Genomic DNA, 12,315 nt, shown 5'->3' with positions numbered 1-12,315 from the left:
TGAGACACCCTCAGTGTGGGGTACGCCACAGTCGTCAGCCGAGAGTCGTGCGGTGATTTTCTGGCGGAGAAAGCCTTCGCGGACCCTCTTACAGCCCTGCGGCGCCTCGGGTGCGCAGGTTGGCGTCGTACTGCTGGAGGGCCCAGAGCTCCTGCTGCACGGCCGTCAACTCGCCCGCGTCCGGGCGGTTTCCGAGCCGTTGGAGCTGCGCGCGGACCTCGTCGATCCGGCGCTGCACGGAGGCCCGGCGCAGCTTCACCAGGAACTCGCCCGCGTAGATCTCGTCCGGCTTGCGCCGGGTGCGGATCGGCTCGACGGTCAACTCGGTGACCAGCGACCGGACCTGGTCGTTCTCACAGACGTCCAGGACGGTCGTGACGAAGTCCTGCCGGCCGGAGCCGTGGACCGTGCCGCCGGCCTTGCCGACCGCCCGCCGGACCGCCGCGTACGGCGGGGTGGGGAACTCCTCCTCGGCGTACTGGTCGAACGCCGGGCTCACCAGGTCCGGGTACTGGACGGCGAGTTTGAGCAGTTCGCGCTCGACGAACTGGCCGGTGTCCTGCGGGTTGAGGCGGAAGGCCGGGCGCTGCGGCGCGGGTGCCTGCTGCTGCGGCTCGGGGCGGCGCAGGGTCTGCCCGCGGCCCGTCGCCGGGGCCTCGCGCTGCCAGCGGGCGATCTGGCCGATCCGGCGCACCACGAACTGCTCGTCCAGGATGCCCAGCAGGCCCGCGAGTTGGACGGCGTACTCGTGCCGGATGGACGGGTCCTTGATCTTGGCGACGATCGGCGCGGCCTCTTCGAGCGCCGCCGCCCGCCCCTCGGCGGCGTCCACCCGGTGCCGGGCGACCGCCGAGCGCAGCGCGAACTCGAAGAGCGGGACGGGGTTGGCGATCAGCTCGCGGACCGCCTCGTCGCCCTGCGCGAGCCGCAGTTCGCACGGGTCCATGCCGCCGGGGGTGATCGCGATGGAGGTGCGGCCGGCGAACTTCTGGTCGTCCTCGAAGGCGCGCAGCGCGGCCTTCTGGCCGGCCGCGTCGCCGTCGAAGGTGAAGACGGTCTCGCCGCGGTACTGCGAGGTGTCCATCAGCAGCCGGCGGATGATCTTGATGTGGTCCTCGGCGAAGGCCGTGCCGCAGGTGGCCACCGCGCTGGTCACGCCCGCCAGGTGGCAGGCCATCACATCGGTGTAGCCCTCGACCACCACGGCCCGGCCGCTCTTGGCGATCTCCTTCTTGGCCAGGTCGATGCCGTAGAGGACCTGGGACTTCTTGTAGATCGGCGTCTCGGGGGTGTTCAGGTACTTCGGACCGTTGTCGTCCTCGCGCAGCCGGCGCGCGCCGAAGCCGACCACCTCGCCGGCGGTGTCCCGGATCGGCCAGACCAGCCGGCCGCGGAAGCGGTCGATCAGCCCGCCGCGCTGGCCCTGAGAGGCCAGGCCGCCGAGCAGGATCTCCTTGTCGCTGAACCCCTTGCCGCGCAGGTAGCGCACCAGGTGCTCCCAGCCGGCCGGCGCGTAGCCGACGCCGAAGTGCGCGGCGGCCTCCGCGTCGAAGCCGCGCTCGGTCAGGAAGGCCCGGCCGAGCTCGGCCTCTGGCGAGTTCAGCTGCTCCTGGTACCAGGCCGAGGCCACCTTGTGCGCCTCGACCAGCCTGGTCCGCTCGCCCGGCTGGTGGCGCTGGCTGTAGCCGCCCTCCTCGTAGCGCAGCGTGATGTTGGCGGTGGTCGCCATCCGCTCGACGGCCTCGGCGAACGAGAAGTGCTCGATCTTCATCAGGAAGGTGATCGTGTCACCGCTCTCCTGACAGCCGAAGCAGTGGAAGAAGCCCTTGCTCGGATTGACGTAGAAGGAGGCGGACTTCTCGTCGTGGAACGGGCAGACGCCCTTGAGCTCTCCCCCGCCGCCGCTCGTCAGCTGGACGTAGTCGCCGACCACCACGTCAATGGGCAGCGCGTCTCGCACTGCCTGTACATCTTCGTCCCTGATCCGCCCGGCCACTGTGGAAGTCTACGGGTTCGGCGCAGCGGTCAGCCGGGCGTGCAGGGCCAGGGCCGAGGCGTCGGTCAGGGTGGCGATCTGGTCGATCACCGCGCGCAGCGCCGCCCGGTCGTCGGGGGCGTCCTCGTAGAGCGCGGCGAAGACCGGGTCCAGCCCCTCGGGGGCCCGCCGGGTGAGCACCTCGGCCAGCTCGGCGATCACGATCCGCTGCCGGGAGCGCAGCTGGGCCTGCTCGTCGCGCTGCATGACGTACCGGACGGCAACCGCCTTGAGCACCGCGCACTCCAGCCGGACGCCGCGCGGGACCACCAGCTCGGCCTCGTAGCGGGTCAGCCGGCCGGGGCCGTAGCGCTCCCGGGTGGCCTGCTCGGCGGCCAGGCAGAACCGGCCGATCAGCTGGCTGGTGAGGTCCTTCAGTCCGGCGCGCGAGCGGGCCGAGCCGTCGTAGCCGCGCGGCCACCACTCCTGGGCCTGCAACCGGTCCAGTGCCTCGCCGAACTCCTCCGGCTCGGCGTCCGGCGCGTAGCGTTCGGCGACCTTGAAGAGCTCGGAGCGCTCGCCGCCGCTGCGCAGCGCTGCGGGGGCGATGTGGCCGGCCTGCAAGCCGTCCTCGACGTCGTGGGTGGAGTAGGCGACGTCGTCCGACCAGTCCATCACCGTCGCCTCGAAGCACTTGCGGTCCTGCGGCGTGCCGGAGCGCAGCCAGCGGAAGACCGGCAGGTCGTCCGCGTAGACGCCGAACTTGGAGGATGCCGGGTCCACCGGGTGGTCGCCGCGGGCCCACGGGTACTTGGTCGCGGCGTCCAGGGCGGCCCGGGTGAGGTTGAGGCCGACGCTGCGGCCGGGCCAGGGGGCCAGCCTGGCGGGGGCCTCGTCGAGCGGCGCGAAGCGCTTGGGCTCCAGCCTGGTGAGGATGCGCAGCGACTGGGCGTTGCCCTCGAAGCCGCCGCAGCCCTCGGCGGCCTGGTCGAGCGCCTCCTCGCCGGTGTGGCCGAACGGCGGGTGGCCGATGTCGTGGGCCAGGCAGGCGGTCTCCACGAGATCCGGGTCGCAGCCCAGGACGGCGCCCAACTCCCGCCCGACCTGGGCGCATTCGAGCGAGTGGGTGAGCCGGGTGCGGGGGAAGTCGCTGCGCATCGGGGCGACCACCTGGGTCGTCCCGGCCAGTCGGCGCAGGGCGGCGGAGTGCAGGACGCGCGCACGGTCGCGCTGGAACGCCGTCCGGCCGGGCCGCTTGTCGGGCTCGGGCACCCAGCGGGCTTCGGCGTGGCTGGGGTCACTCGGGTTCGGGGCGCTCAGATACGAGGTGTCATCCATATACCGCCACCGTACGCCGCTGCTGCGACAGCTCGCTGGCGCGGCGCGGCGACGGGAAATGATGCAGAGAGTTCTTTGCAGAGATACCTATGCAGAGAACTCTCTGCACGATAGTGTTCCCCTCATGAACGAGAGCACCGAGGGCAACGACCGGGCCGCGGCCGCCCGCCCGACCCGATCGATCGACGCCCGCAGCCTGCGCGCGCTGGCCCACCCGCTGCGGATGCGGATCCTGGAGCAGCTCGGCGACGACGGCCCGGCCACCTCCGCCCGGCTCTCCGAGACCCTCGGCGAGAGCACCGGCACGATCAGCTGGCACCTGCGCCACCTCGCCGAGCACGGCTACATCGAGGAGGAGGTGGGCCGCGGCACCAAGCGCGAGCGCTGGTGGCGGGCGGTGCGCGAGAAGCAGGTGCTCGACACCGCCGGGATGCGCTCCGACCCGCAGACCGGCCAGGCCCTCTCCGTCTACCACCAGCAGTACCTGGAACGGCAGTTCCGGCGGGCCGCGGAGGCGCTGTCGGTCGCGCCGCAGGGCCCCTGGGTGGGCGCCGGAACGCTCTCCGACTGGAGCGGGGCGCGGATGACCCCCGACCAGCTCCGCGCCCTCAACGCCGAACTGCTCGCGGTGATCGAGCGCCACCTCCCCGATCCCGACGCGCCCGTCGACCCGGCCGCCCGCCCGGTCCTCATCCAGCTCCAGTCACTGCTCGCCAAGCCGAAGGACACCGCAGCGTCATGACGATCGACCTCCACTCCCCCCGCCGCCCCGGACTGCTGCGCCGCAACCGCGACTTCCGACTGCTCTGGACCGGCGAGGTGGCCGGCAAGTTCGGTTCCTCGGTCACCGGCCTCGGCTTACCGCTGATCGCCGCCACCACCCTGCACGCCGGGGCCTTCCAGGTCAGCCTGCTGACCATGGCGAGCTGGCTGCCCTGGCTGCTGATCGGACTGCCGGTCGGCGCCTGGGTGGACCGGATGCGCCGGCGCACCGTCATGATGGCCGCCGCCGCGGGCTCGCTGCTGCTCTTCCTGACCGTTCCGGTCGCCGCCGCGTTCGGCGTGCTCGGCTTCGCCCAGCTGCTGGCCGTCGCGCTCGGTGCCGGCACCTGCGCGGTCTTCTTCCAGACCGCCTACACCGCCTACCTGCCCGGCCTGGTGGCCGAGGCGGACCGGGCCGAGGGCAACGCAAAGCTCCAGGGCAGCGCCTCGGCCGCGCAGATCGTCGGACTGGGCTCCGGCGGCACCATCGCGCAGGTCTTCGGCGCGGTGGACAGCCTGCTGGCGAACAGCGTGACCTTCCTGATCTCGCTGCTCTGCACCGCCGGGATCAAGCACCGCGAGCCCGTCCGCGACCGCGCGCAGCAGCGCGGGAAGAGCCTGCTGAGCGAGGTCGGCGAGGGCCTGCGCCAGGTGGCCCGGGACCGCTGGCTGCGCGGCTTCGCCCTCTACGGCGCGGGATCCAACCTGGCGCTGACGGCCTACCAGTCGATCCTGGTGGTCTTCCTGGTCCAGCAGGCCGACCTCCCGGAGAGCGCGATCGGCCTCCTGATCGGCCTGGCGAGCACCGGCGGGGTGGTGGGCGCGCTGGTCGCCCGCCGGGTCGGCGCGGCGATCGGAACGGCTCGCGCGCTGCTGATCTTCGTGCTGGTCGTGCCCGTACCGGTGCTGCTGATCCCGCTCACCACCGGCGGCGCCGGGGTGCTCTGCTTCCTGGCCGGCGGATTCGCGGTCTCGGCCGGAGTGGTGGCCGGCAACGTACTCCGGTCGACCTTCCAGCAGCGCTACTGCCCCGCCGAACTGCTCGGCCGGATCACCGCCGGGACCTCGTTCCTCACCTACGGCACCATCCCGCTGGGCGCGCTGACGGGCGGCTCGCTGGCCGCGCTGCTGGGCCTGCGCACCGCGATGTGGCTGGCCACCGCGGCGGTGCCGCTGGCCGCCGTGATCCTCTGCTTCTCCCCGGTGCGCGGGCTGCGCGACCTGCCGACCACGCTCACCATGCCGGTGGCCGGCAGCGGGTCCGCCGACGCGGCGATCCGCGCCGCGGCTGCCTGCTGACCCTCGATATCATCGGGCGGGTACGGCAATCTCAGAGGGGGTTCGGTGTGTCACAGCTGCCCATGACGGACGGTCAGGCCGTCACCGTGGACCGCCGGGAGGGTCCCTACGGCGAAGTGGTCCTGCGGGAGCGGGACGGGCTGTTCGAGATCATCGCCAACGGGTGCTTCCTGATGGACACCTCGGACGGCCGCTCGGAGCGCCGCCTGATCAACGCCGCGCTCGAAGCGCTGCCGGAGCCGGTCTGCGAGCCGTCCGTCCTGATCGGCGGGCTCGGAGTCGGGTTCTCCCTCGCGGAGGCCGCCGCGGATCCGCGCTGGGGCAGGATCGTGGTGATCGAGCGGGAGCCCGCCGTCATCGACTGGCACCGCAGCGGCCCGCTGAACCGGTTCTCGGCGAGCGCCCTCGGCGATCCGCGGGTGGCGGTGGTCGAGGCCGACCTGCTGGACCACCTGGCGAGCAGCACCGACCACTACGACGCGCTCTGCCTCGACATCGACAACGGCCCCGACTGGCTCGTCACCGGCTCCAACGCCGGACTCTACGCAGGCGCGGGCCTGGCCCTGCTGCGGCGGCGGCTCGCGCCCGGCGGCGTGCTGGCCGTCTGGAGCGCCCAGCCTTCGACCGTCTTCGAGGAACGGCTGCGCGACGCCGGCTTCTCCCGGGTGTGGACGCTGGAGATCCCCGTCCCGCGCGGCGCCCCGGACATCGTCCACCTGGCCACCATGGCTTAGCCGCGGATCGCCGCGGCCACCGCGTTCGCCATCGCCTGCTGACCCGCCGCGTTCGGGTGCAGCGGTGCGCGGCCGGCGGCCGGGAAGGGCGGTTCGACCCAGCGGGTCGCCTGGCCGGCGCACATGTCGTGGCCGGCGGAGGGTTTGTAGGTGTCCACGAAGCCCACCCCGGCGGCCTTGGCCCGGTCGGCCAGCACGGTGTTCAGCTGCTGCTCCTTCTCGGCGATGAAGCCCAGGTCACCCGGCACCATCGCGCTGCCCAGCACCGCCCGGCAGCCGGCCGGATCGGCGGGCAGCAGGGCCGGGTAGCCGACCAGGTAGACCCTGGCCTGCGGGGCCCGCCGCCGGACCTCCTGGAGCACCCCGGCCAACCGGTCCCCGACGGTGTCCAGCAGCGCGGTCAGCCGGTCCTGGCCGTCGGCGGCGGTGTAGGAGGCACGGCAGGGCGAGCCCTGCGCCTCCTTGCGGTCCAGGGCGGCCAGCAGCGCCTGGGGCAGGCCCTGCTCGGCGCACTGGGTGACCACCTTGGTGAAGTCCGCGTCGTTGCCGCCGATACCGAGCGTCACCAGCCTGGTACGACTGTTCAGCGCGTCCAGCTGGGCCGGGTTCGCACCGCCGGCCACCTGCTGCGCGGCGGTCAGGTCGGCCGTGGTCGCGCCGGAGCAGCTGACGTCGGTGAAGTCCGCGGCGGCGATGCCCAGGTCGCGCGCGACCAGCGACGGGTAGTTCACCCCGGAGCGCCCGCAGCCCTTGGGGCCGCCGGACGCCGCCGGTTCCAGCTGAAGGCCTGCGGTGTACGAGTCGCCGAGGGCCACGTACGGGCCCGTGGGCGGCTTCGGGGAGGGGTGCGGGAGGCCCGGGGCCGTCCGCCCGGCCGAGCAGCCCGCCAGCAGCAGGGCGGCCCCCAGCCACCACGCGGTACCCACTCGGCCGATCACTCTCGCCCTCCCCCGGGTTGCACGGCGCAGCTACTCCGCGCCGCGCTCGTGCTCGGCCAGGAACTCCTCGAAGCGCCGGCCCAACTCGTCCGCCGAGGGCAGTTCGGTGGTCTCGGCGAGCAGGCTCTCCCGGCTCTCCGCGCCGGCTACCGCGTCGTACTGGCCCTCCATGCTGCGGATCGCCGAGCGCAGCTCGCCGTCGCCCTGGGCCAGTTGCTCCTCGATGTCCGCGTAGACCTCGCCGACCCGCTCGCGCAGCAGGTGGCCGGGCAGCACCAGGCCGGTGGCCGCCTGGGTGGCCTCCAGGATCAGCACGGCAGCCGCCGGGTAGGGCGACCGGGCTACGTAGTGAGGCACGTGCACGGCGAACCCCAGCACGTCGTGGCCCGACTCGCCGAGGCGGTACTCCACCAGTGCCTGGGCACTGCCGGGGACCTGCGCCTGCTCGAACCACTGCGGGTAGCCGGCGGCCAGTTCGAGCCGGTTGCCGTGCGGGGTGAGGCCGACCGGGCGGGTGTGCGGGACGCCCATCGGGATGCCGTGGAAGTCCACCGAGAGGCGGACCCCGAACTTCTCCACCAACTGGCGGATCGCGCCGGCGAACGCCTCCCACTCGACGTCCGGCTCGGGGCCGCTCAGCACCAGGAAGGGCGCGCCGGCTGCGTCCTGCACCAGCTGAAGGAGGATCTCCGGCGGCTCGTAGGACGTCCAGCTCTCGCGGTCGAAGGTCATCGAGGGGCGCCGGGCGCGGTAGTCCACCAGGCGGTCGTGGTCGAACCGGGCCACCACCACCGGGCTGCCCTCCTCCAGCAGGTGGGCCACCACCTGGCTGCCCGCCTCGCCGGCGTCCATGAAGCCGTCGAAGTGGTAGAGCAGCACCAGTCCGCCGTCCGGCCCGCCGTGGTCCTGCGACACGGCCGAGTTCGCGGCGGTCACCGCCGCCACGCCCTGCGGCTCAAGCTCGTACAGCGCCTCGAGATCGCGCACCGCGCACCCAACCCGTTTCTCGTCGATCCATCGCCAGCCTGTCTGCGGAGCCGCGACGCTACTGCACGCCACCGGCCCCTCCCCCTCCAGCGTGCGGCAGCTCGTCGGCATTCCCGCCCGGGTCCGCCGTCTTCGCCGCGCAGGCGCGGGTTGCCCCTTCGGGCAACGGAGAAATCATCTCACCCCCCACGCCCCCGGGCATCGGATTTTGCCTGCTCAGAGGCCCCTTGGCGGAGAGCGCGGCGGGCCGGCGCCGCTCTCGCGCCCCCAATGGCGCGCCGCGAAGTGACGCACGGGGCCAAGGCAGGTATCGTCCTCTCGCTGCCTCGCATCGTCGCGTCGTCGCCACGTCGTCTGTCACGCCGTGGGCCACGTCCCGAACGTGTACGGCCAGTCATGACTCCCGCACCTTGCCTTCACCTGGCCGCCTGCTTCCCTTCGCGCTCTCGTTCCTTCCTCGGCCATTCGCGGACACACACTGTCCCCTCGCACTTCCCCGCCGGACCGGTCCATGCGAACCGTGTCCGCTCCGGCACCGTGCTGCCCGCCTCCGGGCCGCCCCTCCCCTCGTACAGCCGATGCTCCGGCGTACGCGGGACGCGGCGGACGACTCCCGTAGGCGGGGCGACTTGTCCTTCCCGACCGCCGGCACCCCAGGCGCGAGGGATCCTCCGACCGCCGAAGGACCGAAGGTTCCGTGCCAGTTCCCGTTACCCTCACCGGCCGTACCGTTCGGCTGGAGCCCCTCACCGAGCAGCACGCCGAGGCCCTGGCCCGCGCCGCCGCTGAGGACCGCACGACGTACGCCTTCACCGCCGTCCCGCAGGGACTGGAAGGCGCGCGGGAGTTCATCGCGACCGCGCAGGCCGACCAGGCGGCCGGGCGCTCCCAGGTCTTCGCCACCGTGCGGGCCTCGGACGGCCTGGTGGTCGGGTCCACCCGGTTCCTGGAACTGGACTACTGGCAGGGCCCGGTGGTCTGGCCGCCGCTGCCGCAGGGGCCCAGCGGCGACCCGGCGACCGCGACCCCGGACGCCGCCGAGATCGGCCGCACCTGGCTGTCCCCGCACGCCCAGGGCACCGGGATCAACACCGAGGCCAAGCTGCTGATGCTCCGCCACGCCTTCGAGACCTGGGGCGTGCAGCGGATCTCGCTGCGTGCCGACGCCCGCAACCTGCGCTCGCGCGCGGCCATCGAGCGGCTCGGCGCGACCAGCGAGGGCGTCCGCCGGGCGCACAGCCGGGGGCTGGACGGGGTGGTCCGCAGCACCGCGTTCTACTCGATCCTGGCCGAGGAGTGGCCCGCGGTGCGGGACATCATCGAGCTGCGGATCGCCGCCGCGATCGCCCCGAGCGCGCCCGAGCGCAGGCTCTCCCGGGGCGTCGGGCGCGAACTCGACCAGGAGTGTGTCAGACACGCCGGTTCGCTGATCCCGGCCTGAGTCAGCCGGTGGGACACCCCGGCATCCGGCGCAGCAGGGCTGCGAGGAACCCCTCGTCCTGCGCGCCGGCGAAGCGCGCGGGGTGGGTCTCCACCAGCACCTCGACCGGACGCCAACTCCCGTCGCGGACCGGGGCCACCGCGACCGAGAGGATCTCGTAGCCGGTCCGCGCGCGGTACAGGTGCAGGGTGCCCTCGCGACTGTGGCTCGCCCAGCGACCGGTGAGGCCGCGGCGCAGCCGCTGCCACTCCCGGTCGCTCCAGCGCAGCTCCGGCGGGACGGGGTGGCGGCGCGGCAGCAGCATCGGCTGCCCGCCCTCCGGCGGGCCCGCGACCGTGCCGGCCCTGGGCAGCGCCCAGTCCGGCAGCGCCTCGGCGGCGGCCAGCCAGGCGCCCGGGATCCCCGCCGTGCCGGTCCGGGCGGCGACCACGCCGCCGACGATCGCCGCCGTGGTGTCGACGTCGCCGCCGGCCCGGATCGCCGCCAGCACCGCACCCCGGTAGTCGTCCAGCGACCGCGCCGCGCACCAGAGCGCGAACGGCACGGTGTCGAGCGCGCTCACCCGGCTGCCGTTGCCCAGGATCCGCGCGGCCGCCACCGGGTCCGGCTCACCGAGCAGCGCGCGGGCCTCGCCGAGCGCCTCGTGCAGCGCCCCGCGCGGGGTCAGCGCCCGGACGGCGGCCAGGAAGTCGGCGGGGGCCACGGGCGCGGTCCGGGCCCGTACGGCGTAGGCCGCCGCCACCGCGACCGCGACGGCGCCGTCCACCGCCTGCGGGTGGGTGTGGGTGATCAGGGCGGAGTCGGTCGCCGGACGGACCGCGGCGGCCGGGTCGGCGGCGAACGCCGCGCCGAGCGGCGCCACCCGCATCGCGGCGCCGTTGCCGTACGAGCCCTGGCCGTCGAAGAGCCCGGCGGCCAGCGCGCGGGCGTCGCCGCCCTCCCGGATCAGCCGGAGCATGCGGTTGGCCGCGGGCCCGTAGCCGCGGTCGAAGTCGTGCCGGCGGGCGAAGGCGTGGGTGAGGTCGAAGGTGTCGATGTCGAGGTCGATGCGGCCGGTGTCGCGTTCGGTGAGGGCCGCGTGGACCGAGCAGGCCATCTCGGTGTCGTCCGTCCAGGGCCAGGGGGCCGGTGGATCGATGCCGAAGACCGTACCGGGGACGAAGAACTGTGCGCCGAGGGCGTCTCCCACACGCAGACCGTGCAGGGAGTCGAGTTGAGGACTGGTCATCGCGGCCCATCCTAGGGCTGATGGCAAGTCAACGTCCGCGTGTGTTAGCCACCTCCGAGGGATCTTTCGCATACCTACCGTTCCATCGGGCACTCCTCACCCATGACCGCCATCGATTCCGTCCGACTGCTCGGCGCCGACCAGCAGCACATCGTCACCCGCGCCCAACTGATCGAGCACGGGGTGCCGTCCGGCACCATCGCGCACCGACTGCGGCCCGGCGGACCCTGGCAACGGGTGCTGCCCCGGGTGATCTGCCTGCAGAGCGGCCGGCTGACCGCCCATCAGCGGCTGCGCGCCGCGCTCAGCTACGCCGCGGCGAAGGGGCAGCGCCCGCGTCCCGGGGCCGTCCTGCTCACCGGTCTCGCGGTGCTGGCCGACGCCGGGCTGGCCAGCGCCGGGCACCCCGCCGACCTGGACGTGATCGACGTGCTGATCCCGGCCGGGCGGCGGGTCGCCAGCAGGGACTTCGTCCGGGTGCACCGCTCGGCCGGGATGCCGGCCGGGTTCGAGCGGGACGACGGCCTGTGGAGCGTCGGGGTGAGCCGCGCGCTGGCCGACCTGGCACCGCACCTGACGAGTGGTCGCAACTTCCGCGCGCTCTGCGCGGAGGCGGTGCAGGGGCGGCACTGCGAGCGCGCCGACCTGCTCGGCAAGCTGCTCGGCGGCTCCTCGGCCACCGCCTCGCTACCGCACGTCCAGCAGGTCGCGGACGAGCTGACGGCGGGGGCGTACTCGATCGCCGAGAGCGAGGCGCGCGAGCTGCTGCGCGCCGGCGGGCTGCCCGAACCGCTGTGGAACCCGGTGCTGATGCTGGACGGCCACTTCCTGGCGATCCCGGACGCCTACTGGCCGGACTCCTGCGTGGCACTGGAGATCGACTCGCGGGCCTGGCACCTGCGGCCGACCGACTACGAGCGGACGCTGAGCCGGGGCAACCGGCTGCAGGCCGCCCGGCTCCCGATGGTCCGCGCCACCCCGGCCCAGCTGCGCACCGACCCCGGTCCGCTGCTCCAGGAGCTGCGCACCCTGCTCTCCACCGGACCGCACGGACCGCACCGCCGGATCACCTGGCAGCGGGCCCGCTGAACGGGCGCCCGGTCGTCAGCAGTGCGCGTCGATGCCCTGGAAGGTGCTGTAGTGGTCGTCCGTCCAGTACTCCTCGCCCGTGCCGCCGGTGACCACCCGCCGGGTGCCGCGATCGCCGGAGCCCGGGGTGACCACGGTGAACTCGTGGTAGTAGCCGCTGCGCTGCTTGGGGAGCCGGCCCTCGCGGTTGTCGAAGACGATGCCGTCCGAGCGGTACGGGTACGGGCCGCCCTTGGCGATCAGCGCGAGGGTGTCCTTGGCCTGGCTCGGCAGCTTGCTCTGGCAGACCTGCGCGGACGAGGCAGTAGCGCGCGCAGAGGTAGTGGCGACGGGATGGTGACGGCCGATCAGCGCGTAGGCGACGGCCGCCGCGACGACGAGGGCCAGCAGGACGGCGCTGGTGGTCGGACGGGTGCGGCTGATCATGGGACCAGCTTGCCAGCGCAGTACCTGCGGACATGCCGCCGGGGCGGACGGACGCCATTGTCCGTTCCGCCCCGGCCGCTGTACGTACGGCGGTTCTC

The 12,315-nt window shown here is 73.5% G+C and carries 11 protein-coding genes; 5 read left to right on the top strand and 6 right to left on the bottom strand.

Translation table 11 applies throughout. From position 1 onward, the window contains the following. Positions 1-88 precede the first annotated feature (88 nt). Both dnaG and P3T37_RS05425 read right to left on the bottom strand, forming a co-directional pair. Positions 89-1,996: a DNA primase gene (gene dnaG, locus P3T37_RS05430; protein WP_280722251.1), complete on the bottom strand. Its 1,908-nt coding sequence runs from the start codon at positions 1,994-1,996 to the stop codon at positions 89-91. Between the two features lie 9 nt (positions 1,997-2,005). Next, positions 2,006-3,313 (bottom strand): deoxyguanosinetriphosphate triphosphohydrolase, encoded by a 1,308-nt coding sequence (locus tag P3T37_RS05425; RefSeq protein WP_280722250.1) that lies wholly within the window; start codon positions 3,311-3,313, stop codon positions 2,006-2,008. A gap of 124 nt (positions 3,314-3,437) precedes the next feature. Here P3T37_RS05425 and P3T37_RS05420 point away from each other — a divergent pair, with 124 nt between their 5' ends. The 3 genes from P3T37_RS05420 to P3T37_RS05410 all read left to right on the top strand — a co-directional run bounded on the left by P3T37_RS05420 (position 3,438) and on the right by P3T37_RS05410 (position 6,108). Then, on the top strand, positions 3,438-4,055 hold the full coding sequence (locus tag P3T37_RS05420) for a helix-turn-helix domain-containing protein (RefSeq protein WP_280722249.1): 618 nt from the start codon (positions 3,438-3,440) through the stop codon (positions 4,053-4,055). Continuing rightward, positions 4,052-5,374, top strand: coding sequence for an MFS transporter (locus P3T37_RS05415; protein ID WP_280722248.1), 1,323 nt, complete (start codon positions 4,052-4,054; stop codon positions 5,372-5,374). Before P3T37_RS05420 ends, P3T37_RS05415 begins: the two co-directional genes overlap by 4 nt. A 62-nt stretch (positions 5,375-5,436) precedes the next feature. Continuing rightward, a complete protein-coding gene (locus P3T37_RS05410; protein ID WP_280722475.1) occupies positions 5,437-6,108 on the top strand; it encodes a spermidine synthase in 672 nt (223 codons plus the stop codon). Here the strand turns inward: P3T37_RS05410 and P3T37_RS05405 are convergent. After that, entirely contained in the window at positions 6,105-7,046 is a 942-nt protein-coding gene (locus P3T37_RS05405; RefSeq protein WP_280722247.1) for an SGNH/GDSL hydrolase family protein, read from the bottom strand. The genes P3T37_RS05410 and P3T37_RS05405 overlap by 4 nt on opposite strands. 30 nt (positions 7,047-7,076) lie before the next feature. Further along, on the bottom strand, positions 7,077-8,033 hold the full coding sequence (locus P3T37_RS05400; RefSeq protein ID WP_280722246.1) for a PAC2 family protein: 957 nt from the start codon (positions 8,031-8,033) through the stop codon (positions 7,077-7,079). A gap of 697 nt (positions 8,034-8,730) precedes the next feature. Between P3T37_RS05400 and P3T37_RS05395 the strand changes: the two genes are divergently transcribed. Beyond that, positions 8,731-9,474, top strand: a complete 744-nt coding sequence (locus P3T37_RS05395) for a GNAT family N-acetyltransferase (protein ID WP_280722245.1) — start codon at positions 8,731-8,733, stop codon at positions 9,472-9,474. 1 nt (position 9,475) lies between these two features. Here the strand turns inward: P3T37_RS05395 and P3T37_RS05390 are convergent, their stop codons facing one another. Further along, positions 9,476-10,702 carry an ADP-ribosylglycohydrolase family protein gene (locus P3T37_RS05390; RefSeq protein ID WP_348533212.1) on the bottom strand — a complete coding sequence of 409 codons (1,227 nt, stop codon included), beginning with the start codon at positions 10,700-10,702 and terminating at the stop codon, positions 9,476-9,478. A gap of 102 nt (positions 10,703-10,804) precedes the next feature. Here P3T37_RS05390 and P3T37_RS05385 point away from each other — a divergent pair, with 102 nt between their 5' ends. Continuing rightward, positions 10,805-11,791 (top strand): hypothetical protein, encoded by a 987-nt coding sequence (locus P3T37_RS05385; RefSeq protein ID WP_280722244.1) that lies wholly within the window; start codon positions 10,805-10,807, stop codon positions 11,789-11,791. A gap of 15 nt (positions 11,792-11,806) precedes the next feature. Here P3T37_RS05385 and P3T37_RS05380 read toward each other — a convergent pair whose 3' ends face one another. After that, positions 11,807-12,217, bottom strand: a complete 411-nt coding sequence (locus tag P3T37_RS05380; RefSeq protein WP_280722243.1) for a ribonuclease — start codon at positions 12,215-12,217, stop codon at positions 11,807-11,809. Positions 12,218-12,315: the final 98 nt, after the last annotated feature.

Source organism: Kitasatospora sp. MAA4 (assembly GCF_029893355.1).
GTDB lineage: Bacteria > Actinomycetota > Actinomycetes > Streptomycetales > Streptomycetaceae > Kitasatospora.
This window is presented reverse-complemented; position numbering and strand designations above follow the sequence as displayed.

Excerpts from the sequence above, each read along its gene's own strand:
- P3T37_RS05420 (WP_280722249.1), top strand. The coding sequence starts at position 3,438 with ATGAACGAGAGCACCGAGGGCAACGACCGGGCCGCGGCCGCCCGCCCG.
- P3T37_RS05380 (WP_280722243.1), bottom strand. The coding sequence starts at position 12,217 with ATGATCAGCCGCACCCGTCCGACCACCAGCGCCGTCCTGCTGGCCCTC.
- P3T37_RS05390 (WP_348533212.1), bottom strand. The coding sequence starts at position 10,702 with ATGACCAGTCCTCAACTCGACTCCCTGCACGGTCTGCGTGTGGGAGAC.
- P3T37_RS05425 (WP_280722250.1), bottom strand. The coding sequence starts at position 3,313 with ATGGATGACACCTCGTATCTGAGCGCCCCGAACCCGAGTGACCCCAGC.
- P3T37_RS05385 (WP_280722244.1), top strand. The coding sequence starts at position 10,805 with ATGACCGCCATCGATTCCGTCCGACTGCTCGGCGCCGACCAGCAGCAC.
- P3T37_RS05410 (WP_280722475.1), top strand. The coding sequence starts at position 5,437 with ATGACGGACGGTCAGGCCGTCACCGTGGACCGCCGGGAGGGTCCCTAC.
- P3T37_RS05415 (WP_280722248.1), top strand. The coding sequence starts at position 4,052 with ATGACGATCGACCTCCACTCCCCCCGCCGCCCCGGACTGCTGCGCCGC.